Raw genomic sequence first — 24558 nt, 5'->3', positions numbered from 1 at the left:
AGAGATTATGCAAGACATTCCACAAATCAATCGCTACAACTTCCGCACCCTAACCCAAGTCCTCTCACGCCCGGGGGAGAGTGGTAGCTTGCTTCCAGCCTTTGGCTCTTATGTGCTAGGTTGTGGGAGCGTGCTGCTTTTCTCACAAGTGAGTTATTGCAACTTGACAAATGAGGATTTTAGCCTGCTAGATTCCCTTACGCGCTCTCAAAAAGCAGAGTGTGCGGGGGCGGATTATGTTTTTACCCAGAGTTTAGAATCTAGCCTCTTAGATTCTGTAAAAAGGGGAAGTTTTAAAGAGCCCGAGTTTAGTGCTAGCCTGATTTACTGCCACAAGGGCGATGAGGAATTTAACTATGTGCTTAAGGGACCCGGGATTAAAGGGAGCAAAGAGGCTTCCTATCCGCTAGAGCCAGCACTAGCTAGGCAGTTTGTGGAGCTAAATAAGGAGTTTCCTATCGGTTTTGAGATGTATTTTTTACATATGGCAAATGGGGCAATCAAAGCCCTAGGCCGCACAACACATTTGGAGGTGGTGTAATGGGATTTGTCGCAGTCAAAGGTGGCGAAGAGGCGATAAAGCATTCTTTGGGATTGTTTGAAGAGGAGTTTATTAGCGAGGAGATAAGCCTAGATTCTGTATGCAGGGGAATGCATCTAGGCGTAGATAGGGTGATGAGTGAGGGTTCGCTTTATAGCAAGAAACTAGCGGCAAAATCGCTTATAAAAGCAAGTGGCGATACCTTTAATGCCGCCTTTTTCTTACGCGCTCATCGCAGCAGTTGCGAGAGGATTGGGGTGGCAAAGTGCGTTGATACGGATTCTATGCGGCTTGTGCGTAGAATCTCTTCAGCCTTTAAAGAAATCGAGGGCGGGCAGATTCTAGGGGCAAATAATGACTACCAAATCAAGCTCCTAAATACCCAAAACCCCACAAAGGCAGCACACTTAGCACAATACGATAAGAGGGATAAGATTCTCCCCTCTGCCCTCAAAACCTTGCGTGAGGCAGGCTATATCCGCAAGCACGAGAGGGAAGAGAGTCCTGATGACATCACGCGCGTTTTCCCCACACCGCCTTATTCGCGTAGTGCGATGATGCAGGCGATGAGTAGGGGCGAGAGTGGGAGTATGCTAGGCTTTGCTTATACCTCTATGCGAGGCTATGGCGATATACACCCTACCATTGGGGATTTGCGGCTAGGAAGCGTGGCGGTGCGATTTACCCACCCTATCACGCAAAAAGAAGTCGTCATAGGCGAGATAGAAGTAAGTGCAGTAGAGTGCGTGGGCGAGGTAGAAACCCAGCTTGATGGCAGTGTGAAGCTAAATACGGGCTTTGGCTTTTGCTTTGGCTTTAATGAGACTAAGGCAATTTGTATGGGGATTTTGGATTTAAACCTCTATGCCACAAGGCATAGGGAAAACGCCCAGCATTTTGCCTCAAGTTGTGAGATGATATTGCACCATATCGATGGCGTGGATTCTATGGGCTTTGCTAATCACTACAAGCTCCCACATTATGTAACCTTCCAAGCGATTTTGCAAGTCTTTGAAAAGGCAAATGCCTTTAGACAATCCAAACAAGAAGCAGGGCTAGAGGATTCTAAGAATGATGAGGAATCCACACAGCAAGATTCTAAAAATCAAGAATGCTCGTATGAAAGAGAATACACGCAAAAAGGAGTTTTGTAATGAATTATGCGTTTTTAGATGAAGAAGCCAAAAAAGAAATCCGCCGTGCTACCTTGCGGGCTATTGCAATCCCGGGCTACCTCGTCTCCTTTGCCTCAAGGGAAATGCCTATGGCAAAGGGTTGGGGCACGGGTGGCTTGCAGCTCACCCTCTCACTTATCACAGAGGAAGACACGCTAAAAGTCATCGACCAAGGCAGTGATGAGAGTGTCAATGCGCTCAACCTCAAAGCCTTTATCGCTGCTACGACTAATGTCGCTACCACGACAGATACGACAAAAGCCACGCTTATCCAAACACGCCATAGAATCCCAGAGGAGGCTTTGAGTGATAATCAGATTCTCATCTTTCAAGTCCCCACGCCTGATGTGCTTGAGATTGTAGAGCCAGATACGGCAAAGGCAAAGGATATGCACGCCTTTAAGGATTATGCCAAGCTATGGGTGCTCCTCTATGAGGACACTTCAATCCTAGGCGATAGCCGAATCTCTAATCGCTATCCCGTGATTGTTAATAGTCAATACGCAATGGATCCAAGTCCAATCCCGCGTTATGACACGCCAAAGCTCCACCAGAGCAAAGCCCTGCAACTCTTTGGGGCAGGGAGGGAGAAAAAAATCTATGCCATACCGCCTTATACTAATGTAGAGCCTTTAAGCTTTGAGGATAGGGAGTTTAAGATTGAAAGCTTTGAGGGCAAGGAATGCCAGCGATGTGGGAGCAAAGAGAGCTATTTGGATACGATTTTTTTAGACAATGGAGAGAAGGTGTATTGTTGCAGCGATACTTCCTATTGTGAAAAAAGACAAGGAGGGCAGCTATGAGTGCCACGACTAATACTACACAAAGAGAGCAAGAGGATTTTTTGATACGCATTACAAACCTTAGTAAAATCTTCCCAAGCCCTAAGGGAGTGTGTGGGGAATGCCTAGAGCTAAGCGGTGCTAGGGTGGATTCCTCCATCTGCCCTAAATGCCAGAGTGTGGTTGGGGTTAATAGCGTCAATCTCACGCTTAAAAGCGGCGAAGTGCTAGGGATAGTGGGCGAGAGTGGGAGTGGCAAAAGCACGCTACTTCAGCTCCTCTATCAAGATACCAAGGCAAGTAGTGGGGAAGTGTATATACGCGACTTTAGCCCGCACAAAAACACGCTAGAGGCAAATTTGAATGAATTAAGCCTCTTGCGTAATCACATTATGTCAATGATTTATCAAAATCCACGCTTAGGGCTTAATTATTTCTTTAGTGCGGGGGGCAATATTGCTGAGAAAATCTTACTAAAGGGGTGCAGGAATTATGAGAGCATACGAGAGCAGGCGTTGTATTTCCTAGAGCAAACACAGATTCCAACCTCTCGCATTGATGCCTATCCTGATGTCTTTAGTGGCGGGCAGCAGCAGCGAATCCAAATCTCAAAAGCCCTAGCGGCTAAGCCTAAGATTTTATTGCTTGATGAGCCTACTACGGGGCTTGATCTCTCCGTGCAAGCAAAGATTTTAGACCTCATCAAAGCCCTGCAAAAAAGCCTAGGCTTTGCCATGATTGTGGTGAGCCACGATTTGGGCGTGATTAAGCATTTGACGGATTTGTGTATCGTGATGAAAAATGGGCAGATTGTCGAGCAGGGGCTAAGTGACCAAGTCCTGCAAGATCCGCAGCACGCCTATACCCAACTACTTGTTTCTAGTATTTTATAAGGAGTTTGTATGCGTCTAGAAGTAAAAAATCTCGCCAAAAGATTCACCATCCACACGCGTGGTGGCGTAGAGATAGAGGGCTTTAGCGATATTAGCTTTAGTGTCAAAAAGGGCTCATTCCTGTCTTTGCGCGGCAGTAGCGGGAGTGGGAAGTCCTCTGTGCTAAAAACCATTTATCGCTCCTATCTACCCAGCGGGGGCGCAATCTGTCTGCATACTGATGAGGGAATCTATGACTTAGCCAAGGTAAGCGATAGTGCTATGCTAGAGATAAGAGAACGCTATATCGGCTATGTCTCGCAGTTTTTGCAGGTTTTGCCACGCATCGGGGCGGTGGATATTGTCGCCACACCGCTAGTGCAAAAAGGAGAGAGTGAGGCAGTCGCTAAGCAAAAAGCAAGGGAGATGCTTGATTTTTTTGGGATAAAAGAGGAGCTTTTCTCGCTCTCTCCTTTAACCTTTAGCGGTGGGGAGCAACAAAGAGTAAATATCGCTAAGGGCATTATCGCTCCTAAAATGCTCTTGCTGCTTGATGAGCCTACCGCCTCACTTGATGCGACAAACCGCAAAAAGGTGCTAGAAAAACTCCACACGCTTAAAAATGAGGGCGTGAGTATGATAGGAATCTTCCACGATAAAGCAAGTATGGAAGAAATCAGCAACGAAATCTATGATATACAAGGATAAATTATGAAAATACGCAGTCAAAAAGTGCTTATTAAGGAATCTTTTACCCCCGCTGATATAGTGATAGAAAATGGATATATTACAGAGATTGCTCCCTATGGGAGTGTGGGCGGAAGTGGAAGTGGAAGTGAGTGCAGGGATTTGGGGGATCTTTTAGTAATGCCCGGGATTATCGACTTGCATTCTGATGCGCTAGAAAAAGAGATAGAGCCACGCCCTAATGCACACTTTCCCCTAGAGTTTGCTATTAAAAATCTCGATAAAAAGCTAGCAGCCGCGGGGATTACCACGATGTTTCACGCCATAGGCTTTGAGGAAAATCCCTCTAAACACAGAAACTCCAAGCTTGCCAAGCACCAAATAGAGGAGTTTATCACGCATAGGGATAGCCTGCTAGTGGATAATCGCATACACGCGCGCTTTGAGATAAGCTCGGTAGAATCTCTGCCCGATTTGTATGAATGCCTAAATAAGGGCTGGGTGGATATTCTCTCAATTATGGATCACACACCCGGACAAGGGCAGTTTAAGAGCATTGAGGCGTTTTCACAATACTATGCCAAGCACCATGGCTTTAGTGAATCTGAGATTGCCGCGATGATTGACAAAAAAGGGGTGCAAAAGGATATGCAAGCCCTAGAGGAGCTTTTAAGCGTGGCTAGAGAGAAGCACATCGCCCTTTTAAGCCACGATGATGATTGCAAAAACAAGCTAGATAAGCTGCATTCTTGGGGCGTGAAGCTTTCAGAATTTCCCTTAAGCCTTGAAGTGGCACAATATGCCCTAAGCCTAGGGCTTATCACGGGTATGGGTGCGCCTAATGTCGTGCGGGGCGGCTCTCAAAGCGGGAATGTCGCGGCGATGGATTTAATCAAAGAGGGGGCGTGTAGCTATCTGTGCTCGGATTATCACCCCCATTCTATGCTCTATGCTGCCTTTAAGATAGCGCGCGAAAATCCGCATATCCCGCTAGCAAAAGCCTTTAGTATGATAACTGCCACACCTGCAAAGGCTATCGGGCTAGAGGATAGGGGCGCATTAGCAGTGGGGAAAAGGGCGGATATTATTGTGGTTAGGGAAGCGGAGTTCCCTGAAGTCGTGTGGAGTGTGCGTGGGGGGCAAAATATCTATTATGCACTGCATTCTTTAGAATTACAAAAGGGGGCGTAGCGTTGGAATCTAAGCGTGTGAGGCGTGAGGGCGTGCCTAGCAAAAGCACAGAGCATGAATTAGCGGATAAGGATTCTATAAAATGTGAATCTGCAAAAAGTGAGGGCGTGCTAAAAGAGATTTGGCAACAAAATATCTCGCCAAAAAACTTTACCCAAAATACTTCCGCAAAAATCATTCTCATAGTCGGAGCAAGTGGCGTGGGCAAAGACAGCCTGCTAAGAGGGGCTAGGGAGTATTTTAGCAAGGGCTTAGATTCTGTGAGTTTAGATTTGAAAAATACGCATTCAAAGGACTTAGATTCTGCAAATTTGGATTCTACGAGTTTAGAATCCACAAACAAGCCCCATTTAGCTTCTTCCTTTTTAGAATCTCCACAAGCCCCCGTGTTTGTGCGTCGCTATATCGATAGAGAGCCTGATAGCAATGAGGATAACCTCTTTTTAGAATCTAGCGAGTTTGAGAAAAGAAAAGCGGAGTTTGTGAGTATTTGGGAGGCAAATAGCCATATCTATGGTATCGCTAAAAAGGATTTAGGGACACATAACATTATCTCTGTTTCGCGAGCGGTGATAAGGGATTTTGAGGCACAATATGAGAGCGTGTGTGTCGTGCATATCACCGCGCCAAAGGAGATTCTCTATGAGCGGCTAAAGGGGCGTGGGAGGGAGAGTGAAAGCGAGATTGCAAGGCGATTAGAAAATGCCACAAAGCCCGTGCATGCTAAGCATTGCATTGTGTTTGAAAATACCAAGCCCTTAAAAGAGAGTGTAAAAGACTTTGTTGGACTGCTTTGTGATTTGCTAGAAATGCCACTTCAGCAATCCCAAGCCTGCAAGGCAGTATCTGCTACAAAGAGAATCTTAGAGATCAAAGAAGCACAAAAGGCATTGCAAAATGGGGATTTTTGCCAACGAGATTCTTATACGGGGGATTCTGATAAAGGGGATTCTAATAATCCTCAAGGCATACAAATAGAGCAATCTAAAAAAGACTTCTCTCACCCACACGCCCATAACGCACAAAAGAATGCACTAACGCAGGATTTAGGTATCCCTAGCACACCTCTTAGAGACTGCCCTAATGCCTCCCCCACCTTGCCCCCACAAGCCACACTCCACAAACTCCAAGCCTTTTTTACCCCACGCAATAATCCTTCAAAGGTTGTGGGATTCCTAGGGAGTGCGGATTCCCAAGGGATACCCGTGCATAACTGCCAATGCAAGGCGTGCAGAAGCTACCGGGCTAGAGGGGTGAGAAACCACGCCACAAGTGCGTATATTTTGTGTGATGATGGGGAGTTTATCCTCATAGATTGCGGGATTGAGTGCGTGGCGGATTTGTTTGATGGAGCGAAAATTAAGGCGATTTTCCTCACGCATTTCCACGCTGATCATGTCGTTGGCTTGCTGCGTTTGCGTTATAGTGCCGATAGGATTGTGTGCTTTTGCCCTAGAGATGAGCGAGGATTTGATGATTTATTTAAGCACACCAAATCCGTGCGTTATGAGTTTCTCGAGCCCTTTAGGGCCTTGCGTTTGGGGGATTATGCCTTTACGCCCATTCCGCTTAAACACTCTAGGCTCACCTATGGCTATTACATAGAGACACCAAATGAGAATATCGCCTATCTTACCGATTGTGCGGGCGTTGGGAAGCAGAGTTTGGAGTTTTTACAGAACGTAGCTATTGATGTGGCGTTTTTGGATGCTGGCGCACAAGAGAATCCACACACCCACGCACAAGACCAAAGCGCCAAAGACACTCCCAAAAAGGCTTCTAGCCCAAACCACCTAAATGCCAAAGAGGCAAGCCATATCTTACGCGTGCTTAAAGCCAAGCAATCCCGCCTCTTTCATATCAGCCACACGATTCTAAGCACATTACAGAATCAAAAGCAGGAGGGCGAGAGCCAAGAGATTGCGTATTTGCTAGATGCTATTCTTTAATGCAAGTTTTTGCTTTGGCAAAACTTGCTACCGCTCGCAGAGAGTGAATCCACCCTCACTCCCTCATCATTAAGCTTTGACGCATACACACTACCTCAACCTATTGATTGAGAGTTTAGATTCTATCATAAAGAAACATTGTATATGTGTGCGATATGCAAGCATAGGGGATTGCTCCCCACAAATGATAGAATCTGCCACAGACAAATTACAATACATAGTAGAATCCACAGCCATTAGCAGTATTGTAAAATCTCAATAATTCCTTAGATTCCAAAATGCCACAAGGTCGCCAAATAAGGTAAATAAAGTAAGCGATACTCTCCCTCACAATACGAAAACAAAAGCAGAGATTCTTGTCATAATGTATCTGACACAATCCCCATTACTTAAGAGCTATTGTAGCAATCCTGCTTTCTATCTCTAAGCTTTTTGCGAGAGATTGAATCACTTGTTGAAAATGCTCATAGTCTATCTCCTCGCCCTTATGAGACTTGAGGTATTTGTCTAAGACAGCATAGCCGCCGATTTTATATTCCCACACTTCTTTGCTAACATTTTCAAAATACAAAGATTCATTGACAAAAAGCTTTTCTTCTTTTTCTTTGTAGTTTGGCTTTTGAATACTCAAATCTTTGTTTTTAGAATCCAAAAACAAAGGCTCACCGATAGTTTCTCTACTTTCTTTCATTGCGCTTCCTTATCATACAAATACAGCGGGAAAACATAGCTCCCGCTTCCTACTAGGTGCAAATCGATAATGTTTTGCGTGATAAAGATATTATCTATCTTATTTAACTTACAGCCTCTATCACAGACTAAGCCTATATTTTGCATAGAATCTTCCTTGCGCGCTCGGTGTTGTAAAGATAGAGAGGGAATATCTGCCCCGCTCCCGTGTTGCCCCCGCCCATAAGGCATAAATCCACTATCGTATCGGTTACTATCACATATTGCCAACTCCCTGCTAGTTTGGATTGTCTGGCGATATTTAACGCTATATTGCGACTCATTCTCATGCGCCCTCGTCTCTCTCTCTCTCTCTCGATTGTCTTGCATTAAATGCACACTCATAAGCTCTAAGCCTAATTTACTTAAGGCTATAAATTTTTCTTTAGATTCTACAAAGGGTATTTTTGGAAAGTCGATTTTAAGAAAATCTATATATTTTTCTCGGTAGTCTTTGTGAAAAAGCATGGCATAGATATAGCCTAAAATCGCTTCGGGGGTTAGGGTGTTAGATTCTAAAAATAAATGTGGATTTGCCTTTATATCCTTAGAATCCCAAGTGTATTTAGAATCTACAAAGGCTCGAAACTCGGGGGTAAAATTCTCTATCCTATCCTGCCCATTGAACATATCCTCACTGCCTAGCTCTAGTGTCCCTTGCTCACCTTTTTTGAGATTCTTTTTAGTAGATGCAGCATCAAAGTCTTTTTCTCCGATCGCACTTGCTTGTCTGCTGACAAGCAAGGCTTTGTTTTTGTGATCCTGCAAAAAATGCTCAAAAATATCATAAACAGGATATGCCATAAAAGCGCGTGACTTGTTTATGTAGTACGTATAGCGATAATCAAAGGGGCGGTAGTGGCATTTCATAATAAAATCCTCTAAATTATCTTTATTTTCTTTTATGGATTCAATAGCCCAATCTAATTTCCAATCTCTAGAATCCTCGCCTATATCGTAGATTCTGTATAATTCCTCTTTTGGCTTTACAATAAAGTCTTGCAAAAGTTTTTTAAGAGATTCTTTTGAGTTGTGAAAGACGATATGATCTCTTTTAGAGCAGATTCCAACACCTGAGATCCTAAACATATCTTTCACACTGATACCCTTATCGTATTCCTCCCTCAAAGCTTCATTTTGGGGGATGAAAAGGTAAAAAGGCGGCTTTGGGTTAAGAATCTGCCAAGGGATAGAATCTAGGGTATTGTCATAGAGGAAGTCGTATTTATCCTTTCTTTTGCCATAGAGGTCATAGTGGTAGATCTGGCAATGTGGCTCTTTGGATTCTCTTTTGTCATTGCGAGTTTTGACAAAGATGTTGATACTCACGCCTTGCTGTATATCAAAGACATTATCATCTTTCCCGCCATCTGGAGTGAGTTCTTTTTTGCGAGTGCTGCCGTGTAGGTCTAGGATATAAAGCTTATCAAAGCTCTGCATCAGATGGTATCGCATACCCCTAAAGGTGGGGTTGTCCAAAAAGCTGTTGTTAGAGATGAAGGCAAAGATACCAGAATCTTGGCTCTCTATCTTAGATTCGGCAAATCTGATAAACTTCACATAATCATCAAGCAGCCATTTGGAATTTATCTCCTTTTGTATTTTGCCATTTTTACTCAGTGCTGTTGGATTATTTAGGCTCTCCATTGGCTCTTTATAAGCTTCTTGCACTTCTTTTTCATACAAGCCTTTGTTGCTACTTGCTCCGCTATAGGGAGGATTGCCTGTGATGATGAGGATTTTGCCCTCTTTGATTTCTTGAGCTTCTCGGGATTCTTTTGCGAGATCTTTGGGAAGCCCCTCCATCATCCTATCCCACTCCTCTTGGCTAAAGGTTTTAAAATAAAGGGTATTTGTAAGCTTAATATTGAGGCTTTCGTTCTCGCTTAAGGGTTCATCAAATTCCTCTTTAAAGCATTGGGAGATTTTCAGATGAGCGATCGTGTAGGGCGCGATGAGAAACTCAAAGCCATAGAATCTCTGTATGAGGGCTTTGGGGTTGGATTTTGGACTATTTTTGGGGATATTTTCCTGTGCTTTGCGAAATACCTCTAAGAGAAAAGTCCCAGTGCCTGTAGCGAAGTCCAAAAGCGTGATATGCTCATTGCTCATAGCAGAGGCTAAGCCTTGCTTTTGACCAAAGTCTCTTTTGAGCAAAAAATCTATAGCATTAATGATAAATCTCACTACAGAAGCAGGGGTATAATACACGCCGCGAAGCTCCCTAAGCTTAGGATCATAGCTGGAGAGAAAGGTCTCATAGAAGTGCAAATAGGGGTCTTTGTGCTCATACTCTCCTAACAAGTTTTTTTGATTAATGGCGTTTAGCTCTTTTGTGAGGTCGGCTATGTTGATGTGATTGATGATCGTTAGGATTTCCTCTAAAAGCCACCTTATAGAATCCAACTCCTCTAAGTTGTCCAAAAATCCGCTCATTGCCTTAATCAAAGGAAAGGATCTGGGGATAAATTTTTTAGCATTAAAGAGATCGATTTCTTTGTTTGTGTTGTTGTTTAGCCTCGCTAGAAAGAGACTATAAGTCAGGGTCTGGGCGAAAGAATCAGCAAAAACATCAAACTCTAGCTCTTGGTATAACGATTTTCTAAAAGTATGATATAGATTAACAATGTCCGTATTTACTTGATTTGTCAAAAGCTCATCTTTAAGAAGTCTTGTGCGAAGCGAGAGGGTATTGGCAAACTCTAGGGCGGTGTTTATGGGCTTTGGGCTATGGGTAAAAAAGAGGGTAAAAAGCTCTAGGAGCTCTTTGGCTTTGGATTCTAAGTGGGATTTATCCTTAGTTATGGCTTTTAGCTGGGATAGCTCACAGATTCGCACTTCTTTTGTGATTTCCCCTTTGTTGTTAGGGTTAGGACGCACGAGACAAAACCGCAGATAATCTGTAAGCATAATGTTATCACTAAGGCTTAGGTATTTGTGTATCTGTGGGCTCTGTGTGAGAGAATCTAGGTCGGCATTCACGCGTTTGTTTTCGATATAGCCGATACTTAAGCCATTATTAAGTATCAAAAAATCTGGCGCACCCCTACCCTCTTTGTCGTTCTTTGGTTCGTGGATTATGCGTCAAGACTTTAGGGAGCTTTGATTTACCCCCCCCCGTTAGCTATGGAAGCTTTAAGGAGGGATTCCAAGAGATATTGCAGGGCAGCCCTGTGCGTGTGCTCTTTATCCTGTGGGGTAATATCACGTATATTGTGCAGATAGTTTGCTAGCATAAATGTCCTTTTGGTGTGTTTGTTTTGATATTTTTCTGCATTGTTGTAAAACTAGACAAAGCCTAGCCCTGCATAAGGCTCACAATCTGATACACAAAGATAGCCGCCACCATAAGCGGAGCGAGGATTCTAATCGCAAAAAGCCAGAATCTAAACATTGCCTCACTAAAATACGCCCTTGTCCATTCGCGCAAATGCTCCTCTTTTATCGCATAGCCCACAAAGACAGAAGTCGCGATGCCCCCAAGCGTCATAATGACATTTGCACTCAGCCAATCCGCCCAGTCAAAGAGGCTCTTGCCCGCGATTTGCAAGGCGTGGTGGCTTTCGTCCAAAGAAAGTATGAGCACGCTCCCTACGATGAAAATGAGCACACTTAGCCCCCACGAGAGCGACACCCTGCTCTTGCCTGTCTTTTCCTCTAGCCATTTGACTGATGGCTCAAGCAGGGAAATCGTGCTAGAGAGCCCCGCAAAGCCCAAGCCTATCATAAAAAGCATACAAATCACGCTCCCCGCCACGCCCATTTTCTCAAACATCACGGGTAGCGTGATAAACACCAGCCCAGCCCCAGCGCCCACATCCTCGCTACTGCCATACTCAAACACGAAGGTAAATATCGTAAGCCCCGCAATGATAGAGATGATAATACCCGGGATAAGCACCCAGAGCGCGGCGTGGAAGAGGTTTTGGCTTTTTTCTGTGGAAGCTGCATAGGTAATCACGATACCAATGCCAAGCGAGAGGGAAAAAAACACCTGCCCCATAGAATCTATGAGCGTCTTTGGCGTGATTTTGTCAAAGAGATAGCTAAAGAGGGCTTGGGTAGATTCTATAAATCCCTTATCTTGCGTGCTTGCAAAGTCAAAGCCCGAGACAAACATAAAATTCACGCCCTTACTAAAGCCCTCCATACTCATCGCATACACAAGCAGCCCGATAAAGATGACAAAGAGCAAGGGCATAAGCACGAAATTGAGCCGCTCAATGCCATTTTTCACACCCTTGGCGACAAAATACGCCGTGAGTGCCATCACTACGCCAAAGCTTAGAATCTGTGCCTTAAAATCTAGTGTGAGCGCGCCAAAGAGGGCTTTAGAATCTGCCATAGTCGCGGGCAGGTGCAGGCTGATAGCCGCTAGGTAGTAGCACACCCAGCCTAGCACCACGCAATAAAAGGTAAGGATAAGCGGACCGCCAATGACGGTAAGCCCCGCATAATGCCATCGCTTATGCGTGCTCTCATCGAGCTCATAGAAGGCGTCTTGGGCGTTTTTGTGCGTGCGATTGCCCATAAGCATCTCGGCTACGAGCATCGATACGCCAATGGCTACGGAGATGATGATAAAAAGCAGGATAAACGCCGCACCGCCGTTTTGCCCCGCCATAGTGGGGAAGCGCCAGATATGCCCCAAACCTATGGAGCTCCCAAGAGTCGCCATAATAAAACCGATTTTAGAAAATGTGCTCATAATGTGCCTTTGTAGTGTGATTGCTGAATGCAAAAGGAGGCATTATAACTTAAAATAGCCTAAAGTTTGCTTGGAGGGCTGCAGGGGTTGCGCGGGGGATTAGAAGAGTGGATTTTGAATCTTTCTGTGGTAAGATTGCTTGCTCTTGCGTTGTTTGTGTGGGCTTGTTTTAGTCCCTTTCTGAATCTTTCTATGGTAAAATATTCGCACCGCTCGCTAGAATACCAAAGCAGTTTTAGTCCCTTTCTGAATCTTTCTATGGTAAAATTAACGCTATGGCTAAAACTAATGATACGCTGTTTTAGTCCCTTTCTGAATCTTTCTATGGTAAAATTAAGACTTGGAATGTTATCACGGGTTGCACGTTTTAGTCCCTTTCTGAATCTTTCTATGGTAAAATCGAATGCGTTTAGAAGTTGGGGGTTGATCAGTTTTAGTCCCTTTCTGAATCTTTCTATGGTAAAATGCAAAGCAGCACCAGCGGGAACAGCTATCGGTTTTAGTCCCTTTCTGAATCTTTCTATGGTAAAATCCAAAGGGCTGCTCGGAGGCCTCTGTTATAGTTTTAGTCCCTTTCTGAATCTTTCTATGGTAAAATAATCTCCATCAAAAGTTACTCCAATCATTTGTTTTAGTCCCTTTCTGAATCTTTCTATGGTAAAATTCAAAAGGCTTTCAAATACGTGGCAGGCTAGTTTTAGTCCCTTTCTGAATCTTTCTATGGTAAAATCAGAGATTTGAAGGGTGCCTTTACCGCCGCGTTTTAGTCCCTTTCTGAATCTTTCTATGGTAAAATCTTTTACTGTGAAATTTATAATGGGGCTTAGTTTTAGTCCCTTTCTGAATCTTTCTATGGTAAAATCCCACAAGAGTTTAAACGCCACGCGCGGCATAGTTTTAGTCCCTTTCTGAATCTTTCTATGGTAAAATAGCGTCAGAACTACTAGGATAAACGGGAACGTTTTAGTCCCTTTCTGAATCTTTCTATGGTAAAATCTGGCGGATTTTCATAAGCGCAAGATAGTGGTTTTAGTCCCTTTCTGAATCTTTCTATGGTAAAATGGCGGCAAGCATAGATACATCGGCCGGTACGTTTTAGTCCCTTTCTGAATCTTTCTATGGTAAAATAGCAGGCTGTGTGTTATCGCTAGCAAAAATGTTTTAGTCCCTTTCTGAATCTTTCTATGGTAAAATTGGCCGCGCTCACTACCATCTGATCATTTTGTTTTAGTCCCTTTCTGAATCTTTCTATGGTAAAATAATCGCCAGAGGTTCCAGAGAGAGTAAAATGTTTTAGTCCCTTTCTGAATCTTTCTATGGTAAAATCCACCGGACTCATTGTTGCGGGCTTGTATGTTTTAGTCCCTTTCTGAATCTTTCTATGGTAAAATCGAAAGCCTCTATGGCGGCGCCATACACCTGTTTTAGTCCCTTTCTGAATCTTTCTATGGTAAAATGCATGTTGTAACGGTATTCTTGGTACCTATGTTTTAGTCCCTTTCTGAATCTTTCTATGGTAAAATAAGAGGGGGTGTATCCGGGGCTGTTGCCCAGTTTTAGTCCCTTTCTGAATCTTTCTATGGTAAAATTTGTAGTTTCGCCTTTTGGAAGGTCGGCAAGTTTTAGTCCCTTTCTGAATCTTTCTATGGTAAAATCGGTGACTTTGGGCTGATTATAACGATACTGTTTTAGTCCCTTTCTGAATCTTTCTATGGTAAAATCTGCGCCATAGACTACGCGCCAGATGTAGCGTTTTAGTCCCTTTCTGAATCTTTCTATGGTAAAATGGAATGAACTTCAGCGTCAGAGCTGCTAGGGTTTTAGTCCCTTTCTGAATCTTTCTATGGTAAAATAATCTTGAAGCTTTAGGCCAAAGATGATCAGTTTTAGTCCCTTTCTGAATCTTTCTATGGTAAAATGCATGTTGTACCGATATTCTTGATACCGATGTTTTAGTCCCTTTCTGAATCTTTCTATGGTAAAATTTTTTTCTTTCATGATGGTCCTCCTTTCAGTTTTAGTCCCTTTCTGAATCTTTCTATGGTAAAATACGACGCAGCAGACGATGGCTCGTTTGATGGTTTTAGTCCCTTTCTGAATCTTTCTATGGTAAAATTACGGGTTAAACCACCGGAAGCGATGGACAGTTTTAGTCCCTTTCTGAATCTTTCTATGGTAAAATCTTCAATTCGATTAGAAATGACACACGAATGTTTTAGTCCCTTTCTGAATCTTTCTATGGTAAAATAGATTCAAAAATGAGAATCTTATGCTATAATTCCAAAAGAAAGATTCAGAAAGGGACTAAAATAAGCCTGTCAGTCGGCGCAGGGTTGAGGCTTTAATAAGTGCTCGGAGATCCCTAGACTGACGCCTTGTATCTTATAATCCACACTGCATACCCTCACAATCTACATTTTTTGAAACTTTTGTTACGATATTTCCCATTAGTACAATTCAAACAAACTCCCCTGCCTTGGAACCCTCTCTACAGCCCTCTTTTCATTTTCTGCATTTTGCCCCTCATCGTTTTTCTCCTCATTCCTATACACATAATCCCCCGCTTTCTCATCAAAGCCAAAAAGCGTGAGATTTTTTTGCGCATTCATCTCTTCATTAAAGCTCACGCCACCTAGCAAAATCTCCATCGCATCAAACTGCTTTTCGGTAATCGTGATACAGCGCACACTCCCCCTTGGCGGGACAAACTTCCTGACATTGTTGATAGAGGACTTCGCCGAGCTAGCCCCTTTACAAATCCGCATATACACACTAAATTGCATCATAAAAAACCCAAGCTTGATGAGATTGTTACGAAACTTCACGCAATGATGCTTGTCCTTTTTGGTTTTTGTGGGCAAATCAAACATCACAAGCACACGCATAAACTTATCCTCCACCATATTAATCCCCCGCAAGCTCCACCCAAGGCAGAGGCTGACTATACAAAAGGGCATTTTTAAACCGCTGCACATAGTGGTTTATCGCCCGAGCAAGCGGGAAAATTTGCGCACCCACCCTTGCTTCACTCTGCAGGTTTGCCACTAACGCCTTTTTGTCCTCTTTAGTCAGAGTCTCCAAATACTCTTTAGAATCTAACACACGCAAATCCATAACATCACTTCCCGCCGCACCATCGCCCCTAGATTCCACAACGCCACCATCGCCACCATCGCTTCTAGATTCACTCATTTCACTACAAAAACTTCGCTCTTGTTTATCAGGGTTTGAGCCAGAGCCTCTCATTCCTCCGCTGCGCGCACATACATTTTCTGAATCTAGGCTTTGGGATTGCTCAGATTCTATAATGTCGTTGGTGGTTTTAGATTCTGTAGCTTCCCCACAATGTGCCACTGACAAACCACTCTCACTCATAGAGAGTGAATCCTCACTCGCCTTACCCCGCACGCGCACAAACTTAGAATCTAAAGATTGATATTGTGTAGATTCTACGCAATCACCCCTAGATTCCACGGCACCACCATTGCCCTTAGATTCCATAACGCCCCTAGCCCTAGATTCTAAAAGCCCAAGCACGCACCTATCCACAAAGGGGCGAAACACCTCGATAATGTCATCGCACAAATTAAATTGATTGAACTGATTGCTATGCTTGATACCCGCCCAAGTCAGCAGCCCGCTCATACACACGCTCCGTATCACACAACCACGCACGATAGCATAGCCATAATCTAGCAGGGCGTTGTGAATCTTGTGCTTAGCTTTGCGCGAAAAGCCCTCGCCAAAGAGCGTCTTAAAATACAACGCCGCCGCATTTGCCTCGACATTACTAGAATCCTCTAGCAATACCCGCTCACACAGCCCCGCTAGATTCTCTGCCTCCCGCACATAGCCGTGAGTGCGCAGCACACGAGCTTGGTTATGGATTTTATTTTGCACGATTTGCTGCCATAGCTTTGCTTTAGATTCTGCACTCACAGCGATATGTTCGCGTGCCACTTGTGCGTTTGCAAAATGCCCCAAAAACGGCGTGAAAACCCCGCTAATAGCGTGCGTCCTATCGCAAGTAAGCAGGAGGACTTTAGATTGGGCCAAGGCATTTAGGAGGGCTTGAGTGAGCGTGATTTGCGGGCTTTCTAAAATCACACAATGCAAATCCTTGATATACAGCCGCGCCCTCTCCTCCCCATTTTGCACCACGAGATGATTGTCCTGCAGGCTTAGGTGCGCTCTACTCGTGATAATGACATTTCTAAAGGCTTCATCATAGCCCATCGCTAGCCCTCGCTTGTGCTTGTGCGTCTCTTGGAGTGTTTTTTAGGCGTGGTTTTGAGGGCGATAGGCTCCCTTGGCTCATATTTAGCAGGCTTTAGCTCCCCTAGCGGCGAGACTTTGTATTTTTCAAAGACTTTGAGATTCTGTATGCCTAGACTTTTGGCGACGACTTCTTTTTGTGTTGCGTTAGAAAAAAGCTTTGCCTGATTTGGCGTAAGGTTTTCGAATTTATTATCGTGCTTTATGATAGCAATACTTGCCGTTGCCGTTCCTAACGACACAAAATACCCAAACTCCGCCTCCTGCATATCTTTCTTTTGCACTTTTATCACATCATCTTTAAAAAGCGAGAAGCAAAACTCATAGCCACAATCCATCTCTAGCCAATCCTTGATGATCCCACTCTTTTCCTTGCCACTCACCACCGCCTTATTAGGCAGCACCCCTAGGGCAAAATCCATCGTATAGATAGGCACTGCGTAGAATCTCCCACTTTGTGTGTGCTTAAAAATATCCACGCGCACCATTGCCCCATTTGCCACGATTTTTGTCCCAATTCTCCGTATCTTGCCTAGCTCCAATGCCTTTTGCAAGCCTTCTTTGCCACCATATTGCTTGAGCAGTTTTTTATCATCAAAGGAATAAAATGTCTCCTCGTGCAACGCCCCTCGTGCCCTTTTCCTCGGCGGACGCGAGACAAAAATTTCTGATACTTTTTGTAACACATTTTCTCTAAACCCTGCAAAAGGCTCAAAAAATGCCCGTTGTTTCTTAAACTCCTCTTTTGCTAGCTCTTTAGCATACAAGCGGGCTTTTAGGCTCTCCTGTGCCTTTTTAAACTCCGAAAACCGCTGTATAAGCCCTGCATTGATAAAAGCGATGATAACCGCATCGATAGCGTGGTGCGTGTGCTCATCGCGATTTTTGATAGGCAATCCCCAAAAATGCCGCATAGTCGCGCTCAGCATACCGCTCACCACGCCCACATGCACCCTGCTGCCTTTCTCCCCAGCAATCAAAGCAGTATTTTCGTTAGAATCTAGCGGGAGAAAAGCAAGATACTCACGCGTATAGCGAGCAATCAGACGCGCGATATAGCTCGTATCCACGATATTGCGCTCTTTAAACCCCGCCTCCCTATCGCTAAATCGCCGCTCCAAAATACGCCGCGCTTTTTGCTTAGGATACCCACTCCCAGAGACAAGAGATTCTATCCCTGCCCATTTAGTAGCATCACTCCCAAACGCCTCAAAGGGCGTTTTGTTGCCCTTATTTTGGTTTTCATTTATAAAGACTAGCACCTTGTTATTGTAGCTATCATCGCAGCTGCGCGAATAGGGCAAAATATGATCGATCTCTAGGGCTTTTTGGCTCAACAAATCCTCTCTTTTTATCTTTTTGCCACTATACATACAAGTCTCATCTTGCTCTATAAAAAGCCGCATTTTTAGGATATTGCCCTCACTTGGGCTTAGCCCCATCGCCTCGCATTTTTGTATGGCTTCCTGCCTCTTTTGGTAGTTAGATTCTATCTCTCTTTCATGCTTTCTACGCTCTGCGAAGTTTTTCCCCACTTCACGCGCAAGCTCGATGTGAATCTTATGGAATCTCCCATATTTTTTGATAAGAGAATTTAACACCTTGCGATACTCCGCTATCGCCCTATACACCACGGGATTGGTTAGCTCACTCGCATAGATACTCTCATTAAAGGAGGGCAAAAACTTGCTCTTTTGCTCGTTATGCCGCATCTTTAGCCCCGCTAGCTTGCACGCCTCATCATAGCGCACCCCCTCACGCATAAGCGGCAAAATCTCCCCTAATGCCTTTAAGCTTAGGCTGATATGGTGGCTAAAGTCTAGCCCTAAGAGATTCTCTATTTGCTCCTTACTAAATTTCCCATAATCACAAAGCTTTTTTCTTAATTGTTCTTCATTTTTATTAAGCGTAATATCTCGTGCCACACAATCCACTAGGCTTCTCTCCTGCCTTGCCTCGCCTAGAATCTCACAAAATCTTTTTAGATTCCAAAACTCCACAAACTTCTTACTCTCGGGATTTTTAGCGGTGTAATCCACTTCTTTAAAGCGAAAATTTTCATCGATGTTTAGAATCTTACGCACCTGTGCGAAACTCACACTCCCCTTCTCACATACTGCATTAAATACAGAATCTAGCATTTTCCGCCACTGCTCTTTCTCCCACGCCTCGCCACTCTCTTTAGCTACATAAGAGAGCAAATTGATAGCTTTACTTATCGTAACAAACTCTATCGTGCTCAAAGAAAACTTCGGTGCGCGCGGCTCATCGGGGTAAAAGGTGCAGCTCCCCACAAGGTGTGAAAAATCCTTCAAGGGACGCTGAAAAAAGGCTATATCTAGAATCTTGTCTTGAAATTCTTGTGTAATGGGGAATCCAAAGCCCTTTTGACACTCAAAAATGAGTTGCAATTCCCTTTGCAAATCCTCCTGTGCCACACAATTTGTGTATTCCCCACCTTTGTTGCGTATGCTCTTTTGCACCCCTTGTGCCCCCGCTTGCGTGGGATTCTCGCTGCCTACCTCCGCCACTTCACAAAATTCCTTATAAAAATACTCGCCAATCGTGCGGTATTTTGCGAGTTTGGCACTATTTTCTTGCAATGCCGCCTTTATTTTGCCCTGCTCCTTTTTGCCCTCCTCACTCTTAGCGGTTTTGGCGTTTTTGTTCCCATAGCCACGATGTTTGGCGATATGCAAAATCACGCGGGCAAACTCCTCCTTGCTTAGCCTCCTCTCTAAGCCCTCATAGCGCAACTGATAGGGATTAGTGAAATTTTTACCCACAAACGCCCTAGGCAGCATGCCTTCAAGGGCGATATAGTCCTCATAGCACAAGCCCCATTCCTTTGCCAAAAGCCGCTTGAGTGCCTCTAGCCTACTTTTACGCCGTGCAAGCCGCCGCCGCACACTGCGAGCCTCCCTGCGTGGCAGGGCAAGGGATTTGCCATTTTCGGGATTTTCTGCCTTTGTGAAGATTCTCACTCCACACTTCTTTAATTCCCCATTCTCCACAAACGCCCAGCCAATCGAGGCAATCCCAATATCAAAGCCTAGAATTTTCATATTATCGCTCCAATGTTTAAGTATTCACAAACTTTTATACCATAATCGCGAGCCTTTGACAAGGCTTAAGGGCGCATGTGCGCATTAGATTCTGTATTTTTTAGAATCTTATGCCCGCACCGCAGCAAAGCTGACACATTTAAGCAAAACCTTGCGATATTTTTGTATAATTGCGGGCTTAATTTCACTTAAAAAGGTTGCAAGTATGTCTAGAAAATGTGTATTTACAGGAAAAGGTCCGATGGTTGGCAACAATGTGAGCCACGCAAACAACAAAACCAAAAAACGCTCTCTACCAAACCTACGCAGGATAAAAATCCAACTAGAAGATGGCACAAGCGTGCGTGTGCGTGTGGCTGCCTCGACACTACGCACGATGAGAAAGAAGTCTTAGAGCAGGATACCTCCACGCCTTGGCTAGGGTAAAAAAAAATCTCAAGCCCGAGATTCACGCAAAGCCCGATATAAGCTTGAGCTCTGAACTCTATCAGCAGCTTAAGCCCTTTAGAATCCCCCTCATTCTTATCCAGTTTTTTGTCGTATTTGGGACGATAGGATACCTTGTCCTAGAGGATTACGACTTGATGCAGGCGTTTTTTCAGACGACTTATACTTTTACCAACACCGGCTTTGGTGCGCTAAAAGAGCGGGATTTTGGCACTATCACGATTATTTTTACCACGATATTAATGGTGTGTGGTGCGGGTATTGTTACTTTTAGTGTCGCATTTACGATTAGTATTTTCAACAACAGCACGCTCATCGCGCTTATCAAGGAGCAAAATATGATCTACAAAATCAGCCGCTTGCGCAATCACTATGTGATTTGTTACCATAATGAACACACTATCGAGCTCACTAAGCAGTTTAAAGAATCCCAAATCCCCTTTGTCGTGGTGGATAACACCCCGACATTTGAGCAAGAAGCGCGCCTGCACAAATACCCCTACTACATTATAGGCGATCCACACACGCAGCTTGCGATGCTAAAAACCCATCTTTCATCGGCAAAGGGCATTGTTACCTTTTCGCCAAATATCACTGAAAACATCGCACTTATCGCGAGTGTGAGACTCTTTGAAAAAGAACTAGGGCGCAAACCCTACTATGTCATCGCCAACGCCAACACCCAAGAGGAAGTCGATAAGCTAAAAAAACTCGGTTGTGATTTTGTCGTATCAGCCTCTAAGCTCCTTGCACAAAGGATTTCAGCGATGGCAATCCGCCCTGATATGGAAAACCTCCTAGAGCAATTCCTCTACAAACGCAACACCAAGCTAGATTTAGAAGAGATCATCGTGCCAAAATACAGCTGGCTTGTGCTGCGCAAGCTCAAAGACGCGCATTTTAGGGAGGTTACGAATGTCTCTGTCGTGGCGATTACCCAAAAAGATGGCAAGCTCATCACGATGCCCACGGGCGATGCCATCGTTACGAGCGAGTGCAAAATGTTACTTATTGGGAGCTCGGAGGATATAAGGGTAACAAAGCGTCTGATTATGCGCAAACAAAAACCTAGGGAGGTGGATTATGTCTAAGGGTTTTACTCTCTATCCTATCAGCGGGGGCGTGTGCGCGCCGCGTGGATTCATAGCCGATGGTGTGGCAGCGGGGCTCAAAAAAGATAATGCCCTTGATATGGCGTTCATCTACGCCAAGGAGGGCTTTAGCGTGGAGGCACTTTTTACAAGCAATACCTTCGCCGCCGCGCCCATCGTGCATTTTAGGCAATATGTCGCTGGGAAAAAAAGTAACTTCGTGCTCATCACCACCAAAAACGCCAACGCGATGACGGGCAAGGCGGGAGTGGAAGATATATGCGAGATCTTAAAGGCTTTGCAAAAGCGCTTTCCCTGCGTCCAAAACCCCATTATGTCAAGCACGGGCGTGATTGGCGTGCGTTTGCCAAAGCAGCAAATCATAGGGGCTTTTGAGAGCTTTGAGCTAGAATCTAGCCCAGATTCACACAAGCGCGCTAGTGACGCGATACGCACCACTGACGCCTTTAGCAAGGAAATCGCCCTAGAAGTGGAGCTAGAAAATGGTAAGAGCTTTAGAATCGGCGCGATGGCAAAGGGCGCGGGTATGATAGCCCCTTCGCTTGCGACTATGCTCTGCTTCATCACCACCGACGCGCCTATCCCCCCAGCCCACGCGCAAAGACTGCTCCAAACATACGCCAAAAAGAACTTCGATGCCATCAGTGTCGATGGCGATATGAGCACCAACGACTCGGTGTTTTTGCTCTCTAATGGCGCGAGTGGCGTCTATGACGAGGAGGCGTTTGGTATCGCGCTAGAGAGGATCACGCACAAACTCGCGCTTGATATAGTGCGCGATGGCGAGGGGGCGAGCAAAGTCGTGGCGTTTGAGGTTAAAGGCGCGCGCGATGAGGCACAGGCACGGCGCGCTGCCAAAGCCCTTAGCAACTCCCTGCTTGTCAAAACCGCGATTTTTGGGGGCGATCCTAATTGGGGGCGTATCGCCTCCACCATAGGCGCGAGCGGCATAGAGGCACGCGAGGAGCTGCTGCGCATCAGCATCGGCGGCGTGGCTGTCTATGACAGGGGCGAGATCCTATTCACCCCCGAAGTGGAGTCCAAGGCGCACAAGGCTATGGAATCTGCGGAGTTTAAAATCGTGTGTGATTTGGGGATTGGCGAGGGGGTGTATGTGAGCTATGGCTGTGATTTGGGGCACAAATATGTGGAGATAAACTCGGATTATCGCTCATAGCTTGGATTATCACTCATAGGGACGCGAATCTAGGGCTTGATGGTGGCTGCCCTTTGCTCACTGCTCCCTGCCCTACTCCGCCCTTAAAGCCTGCTATCCAAAAAGCTGCGCCCTAACCAATCATATATCCCCGCCTGCCCTACTCCGCCCTTACCTTTTATCCAAAAGCCCCCAAAGCAAGTCTTTAAGCCAAATACAGAATCTGGGCGAGATTCTAAGATTTTTTACATTTTTACTCATTTTTCTTTAGCGATTGCTACTAAACTTTTCATTTTTCTCCATTACAAAGCCCTAACTTACACAGATTTGTATAGAAAGGTTACATTATAGAATCTAAGTCCATAAGCAACATTGCAAAATCTAGAGAATCTAACGCAACTTTAAGAGCTAGATTAAAGGTTGAGGCTCAAAGGAAACAAACGAAAGTTTTTAACATTCAAGACATTTACAAAATCCGCGCAATCCAAAACAGATTCAAAAACAAAGCATAGAATCTACATGTAAAGTTTTGGATTTGCAATGAGAATCTCACTCCAAAAATTTAAAAAATTTTAGAATCTAATGGATTTGGAGTCTAGATTTAAAGCTTTAAGCGCAAAATCTAAGGTTTTTAGAAAACGCAGCTCTTTAGAAAATAAGGCAAAACCGTAGTTTTTTAAAATTTAGCGCAAACTCCCTCCAAACCACACCGCACCTGTTGTGATAACACCCGCCCACACTCGCACAATGGCAATTGGCTAGCGGCAGACTTACGCGATCCACACGAGACTAAGAGGACAAAGCCAAGCATAGATTTAGAATCTAGTCTTACAGAATCCAAGTAAGATTCAAAAAAATAGAATCTAGCCTAATAGATTCAAAATATAGGGAAAACATAGAATCTAGCTTCGATACTTTAGTTTTAAGCTTAGAATCTAGCCTTATAAAACCTACCCCCACACACAGATTCTAAGACAATTACAAAATCCAAAACAGAGATTTTAAAAAATGCGCAAAGACAGAATCTAAGAGACACAGAATCTAATGCAGATTTAGAATCTAATCCAACAGATTCTGAAACAATCGCAGAATCTAGCGAGATTATAAAAACACACAACGACAGAATCTAAGTCCCAAAGAATCCACAGAATCTGCAACACAGAATCCAAGCAATATAGAATCTAGGGCAGATTCAGAATCCAGAACAGATTCACAAACCTCCCCACTTCAAAAAACCTCATCAAGACTTTGCCCGATTCAAATAATGGGGCGTGCGGTAGCACGAGCCTAGCAAAATTGCACCATTTTTGTAGCGCAAAAATCCAATTAGATAGATTCAGTGTGCGGGACGCACCGATAAAAAGCTCAATCGGGGTGGAGGGAGGCTAAAGAGTGCTTACCCGCCCGCCCAAGTTGTAAAAAAACGAGGAGGAGCGACTTCGCGCACTTAGGCTGCCACTTAGCCCTACCTGCACATTGTAAGCCTCGCTCCCCCTCTCGCATAAAACACTAGATTCTAAGAAACTTAGAATCTAGCACAGATTCAGAATCTAGATTCAAGGTTTGGAGTTAGATTCAGAATCTAATTCCACAGAATCTAACGCGGATTCAAAGACAAGCAAAAAATCCAAAGAGATTCTAAGAAATGAAAAAATACAGAATCTAAGCAGCATAGAATCTGTGCAATTCCTCACAGATTCTCGCACACAGGATCTAGGATGCGCAGAAGTCTAAAAGATACACAAATGCAGAATCTAAGCCTAAAAAAAATTGCAGAATTTACAACACAGAATCCAAACAATCTAGAATCTAGAGCGGATTCAGATTCTAAGGAAAGCTTAGATTCTAGTCTTTCAGATTCGAAGCAAC

18 protein-coding genes, 1 pseudogene and 1 CRISPR repeat array are annotated in these 24558 nt (G+C 44.4%); of the genes and pseudogenes, 11 read left to right on the top strand and 8 right to left on the bottom strand.

Translation table 11 applies throughout. The features are described 5' to 3' along the window. Positions 1-7 precede the first annotated feature (7 nt). The 7 genes from ACH2BK_RS07860 to ACH2BK_RS07830 are packed head-to-tail and all read left to right on the top strand — an operon-like array spanning position 8 to position 7197. On the top strand, positions 8-541 hold the full coding sequence (locus tag ACH2BK_RS07860) for a phosphonate C-P lyase system protein PhnH (RefSeq protein WP_395003188.1): 534 nt from the start codon (positions 8-10) through the stop codon (positions 539-541). Then, a complete protein-coding gene (locus tag ACH2BK_RS07855; RefSeq protein ID WP_395003185.1) occupies positions 541-1695 on the top strand; it encodes a carbon-phosphorus lyase complex subunit PhnI in 1155 nt (384 codons plus the stop codon). The genes ACH2BK_RS07860 and ACH2BK_RS07855 overlap by 1 nt, the downstream gene beginning before the upstream one ends. Then, on the top strand, positions 1695-2519 hold the full coding sequence (locus tag ACH2BK_RS07850) for an alpha-D-ribose 1-methylphosphonate 5-phosphate C-P-lyase PhnJ (RefSeq protein WP_394997375.1): 825 nt from the start codon (positions 1695-1697) through the stop codon (positions 2517-2519). Before ACH2BK_RS07855 ends, ACH2BK_RS07850 begins: the two co-directional genes overlap by 1 nt. Next, the gene (locus ACH2BK_RS07845; protein WP_394997377.1) at positions 2516-3391 is read left to right on the top strand and encodes an ATP-binding cassette domain-containing protein; all 876 of its coding nucleotides are present in this window, start codon (positions 2516-2518) and stop codon (positions 3389-3391) included. The genes ACH2BK_RS07850 and ACH2BK_RS07845 overlap by 4 nt, the downstream gene beginning before the upstream one ends. Positions 3392-3400: 9 nt before the next feature. After that, positions 3401-4078, top strand: coding sequence for a phosphonate C-P lyase system protein PhnL (phnL, locus tag ACH2BK_RS07840; protein ID WP_395003182.1), 678 nt, complete (start codon positions 3401-3403; stop codon positions 4076-4078). A 3-nt stretch (positions 4079-4081) separates the two neighbouring features. Next, positions 4082-5248, top strand: a complete 1167-nt coding sequence (locus tag ACH2BK_RS07835; protein WP_395003179.1) for an alpha-D-ribose 1-methylphosphonate 5-triphosphate diphosphatase — start codon at positions 4082-4084, stop codon at positions 5246-5248. A 2-nt stretch (positions 5249-5250) separates the two neighbouring features. Continuing rightward, entirely contained in the window at positions 5251-7197 is a 1947-nt protein-coding gene (locus ACH2BK_RS07830; RefSeq protein ID WP_395003176.1) for an MBL fold metallo-hydrolase, read from the top strand. A gap of 385 nt (positions 7198-7582) precedes the next feature. Here the strand turns inward: ACH2BK_RS07830 and ACH2BK_RS07825 are convergent, their stop codons facing one another. The 7 genes and pseudogenes from ACH2BK_RS07825 to cas9 all read right to left on the bottom strand — a co-directional run bounded on the left by ACH2BK_RS07825 (position 7583) and on the right by cas9 (position 19974). Then, positions 7583-7888 carry a type ISP restriction/modification enzyme gene (locus ACH2BK_RS07825; RefSeq protein ID WP_395003174.1) on the bottom strand — a complete coding sequence of 102 codons (306 nt, stop codon included), beginning with the start codon at positions 7886-7888 and terminating at the stop codon, positions 7583-7585. Positions 7889-8021: 133 nt separating this feature from the next. Further along, positions 8022-8210: a type ISP restriction/modification enzyme gene (locus ACH2BK_RS07820; RefSeq protein WP_395003247.1), complete on the bottom strand. Its 189-nt coding sequence runs from the start codon at positions 8208-8210 to the stop codon at positions 8022-8024. Further along, positions 8200-11162: pseudogene (locus tag ACH2BK_RS07815) on the bottom strand (type ISP restriction/modification enzyme); the annotation flags it as partial. The pseudogene ACH2BK_RS07815 and the gene ACH2BK_RS07820, both read right to left, overlap by 11 nt. A gap of 62 nt (positions 11163-11224) precedes the next feature. Then, entirely contained in the window at positions 11225-12634 is a 1410-nt protein-coding gene (locus ACH2BK_RS07810) for a sodium-dependent transporter (protein WP_395003172.1), read from the bottom strand. A 166-nt stretch (positions 12635-12800) separates the two neighbouring features. Then, positions 12801-14882: direct repeats of the CRISPR family, unit length 36 nt; unit sequence GTTTTAGTCCCTTTCTGAATCTTTCTATGGTAAAAT. A gap of 199 nt (positions 14883-15081) precedes the next feature. Further along, positions 15082-15591, bottom strand: coding sequence for a CRISPR-associated endonuclease Cas2 (gene cas2 / locus ACH2BK_RS07805; RefSeq protein ID WP_395003170.1), 510 nt, complete (start codon positions 15589-15591; stop codon positions 15082-15084). Next, positions 15539-16870, bottom strand: a complete 1332-nt coding sequence (cas1, locus tag ACH2BK_RS07800; RefSeq protein WP_395003168.1) for a type II CRISPR-associated endonuclease Cas1 — start codon at positions 16868-16870, stop codon at positions 15539-15541. The genes cas2 and cas1 overlap by 53 nt, the downstream gene beginning before the upstream one ends. A 2-nt stretch (positions 16871-16872) precedes the next feature. Further along, positions 16873-19974 (bottom strand): type II CRISPR RNA-guided endonuclease Cas9, encoded by a 3102-nt coding sequence (cas9, locus tag ACH2BK_RS07795; RefSeq protein WP_395003166.1) that lies wholly within the window; start codon positions 19972-19974, stop codon positions 16873-16875. Between the two features lie 205 nt (positions 19975-20179). On the opposite strand from cas9, the gene rpmB reads away from it, so the two are divergent. From rpmB to argJ, 3 genes are read left to right on the top strand one after another with little or no spacing between them, the layout of a single operon-like run. Continuing rightward, positions 20180-20368, top strand: coding sequence for a 50S ribosomal protein L28 (gene rpmB / locus ACH2BK_RS07790; RefSeq protein WP_394954587.1), 189 nt, complete (start codon positions 20180-20182; stop codon positions 20366-20368). Positions 20369-20387: 19 nt separating this feature from the next. Beyond that, positions 20388-21512, top strand: a complete 1125-nt coding sequence (locus ACH2BK_RS07785) for a potassium channel family protein (protein WP_395003164.1) — start codon at positions 20388-20390, stop codon at positions 21510-21512. Continuing rightward, the gene (gene argJ / locus ACH2BK_RS07780; protein WP_395003162.1) at positions 21505-22710 is read left to right on the top strand and encodes a bifunctional glutamate N-acetyltransferase/amino-acid acetyltransferase ArgJ; all 1206 of its coding nucleotides are present in this window, start codon (positions 21505-21507) and stop codon (positions 22708-22710) included. The genes ACH2BK_RS07785 and argJ overlap by 8 nt, the downstream gene beginning before the upstream one ends. Before the next feature lie 907 nt (positions 22711-23617). On the opposite strand, the gene ACH2BK_RS07775 is transcribed toward argJ, so the two are convergent. Further along, positions 23618-23806 carry a hypothetical protein gene (locus ACH2BK_RS07775; protein ID WP_394996420.1) on the bottom strand — a complete coding sequence of 63 codons (189 nt, stop codon included), beginning with the start codon at positions 23804-23806 and terminating at the stop codon, positions 23618-23620. Positions 23807-24252: 446 nt separating this feature from the next. Here ACH2BK_RS07775 and ACH2BK_RS07770 point away from each other — a divergent pair, with 446 nt between their 5' ends. After that, positions 24253-24423: a hypothetical protein gene (locus ACH2BK_RS07770; protein ID WP_394996422.1), complete on the top strand. Its 171-nt coding sequence runs from the start codon at positions 24253-24255 to the stop codon at positions 24421-24423. Positions 24424-24558 lie beyond the last annotated feature (135 nt).

This window comes from uncultured Helicobacter sp., from assembly GCF_949282165.1.
Taxonomy (GTDB): Bacteria; Campylobacterota; Campylobacteria; order Campylobacterales; family Helicobacteraceae; genus Helicobacter_F.
This window is presented reverse-complemented; position numbering and strand designations above follow the sequence as displayed.

Bases quoted from the DNA above. Each gene is read 5' to 3' on its own strand.
- ACH2BK_RS07860 (WP_395003188.1), top strand. From the start codon at position 8: ATGCAAGACATTCCACAAATCAATCGCTACAACTTCCGCACCCTAACC.
- ACH2BK_RS07855 (WP_395003185.1), top strand. From the start codon at position 541: ATGGGATTTGTCGCAGTCAAAGGTGGCGAAGAGGCGATAAAGCATTCT.
- ACH2BK_RS07850 (WP_394997375.1), top strand. From the start codon at position 1,695: ATGAATTATGCGTTTTTAGATGAAGAAGCCAAAAAAGAAATCCGCCGT.
- ACH2BK_RS07845 (WP_394997377.1), top strand. From the start codon at position 2,516: ATGAGTGCCACGACTAATACTACACAAAGAGAGCAAGAGGATTTTTTG.
- phnL (WP_395003182.1), top strand. From the start codon at position 3,401: ATGCGTCTAGAAGTAAAAAATCTCGCCAAAAGATTCACCATCCACACG.
- ACH2BK_RS07835 (WP_395003179.1), top strand. From the start codon at position 4,082: ATGAAAATACGCAGTCAAAAAGTGCTTATTAAGGAATCTTTTACCCCC.
- ACH2BK_RS07825 (WP_395003174.1), bottom strand. From the start codon at position 7,888: ATGAAAGAAAGTAGAGAAACTATCGGTGAGCCTTTGTTTTTGGATTCT.
- ACH2BK_RS07820 (WP_395003247.1), bottom strand. From the start codon at position 8,210: ATGAGTCGCAATATAGCGTTAAATATCGCCAGACAATCCAAACTAGCA.
- ACH2BK_RS07810 (WP_395003172.1), bottom strand. From the start codon at position 12,634: ATGAGCACATTTTCTAAAATCGGTTTTATTATGGCGACTCTTGGGAGC.
- cas2 (WP_395003170.1), bottom strand. From the start codon at position 15,591: ATGCCCTTTTGTATAGTCAGCCTCTGCCTTGGGTGGAGCTTGCGGGGG.
- cas1 (WP_395003168.1), bottom strand. From the start codon at position 16,870: ATGGGCTATGATGAAGCCTTTAGAAATGTCATTATCACGAGTAGAGCG.
- cas9 (WP_395003166.1), bottom strand. From the start codon at position 19,974: ATGAAAATTCTAGGCTTTGATATTGGGATTGCCTCGATTGGCTGGGCG.
- rpmB (WP_394954587.1), top strand. From the start codon at position 20,180: ATGTCTAGAAAATGTGTATTTACAGGAAAAGGTCCGATGGTTGGCAAC.
- argJ (WP_395003162.1), top strand. From the start codon at position 21,505: ATGTCTAAGGGTTTTACTCTCTATCCTATCAGCGGGGGCGTGTGCGCG.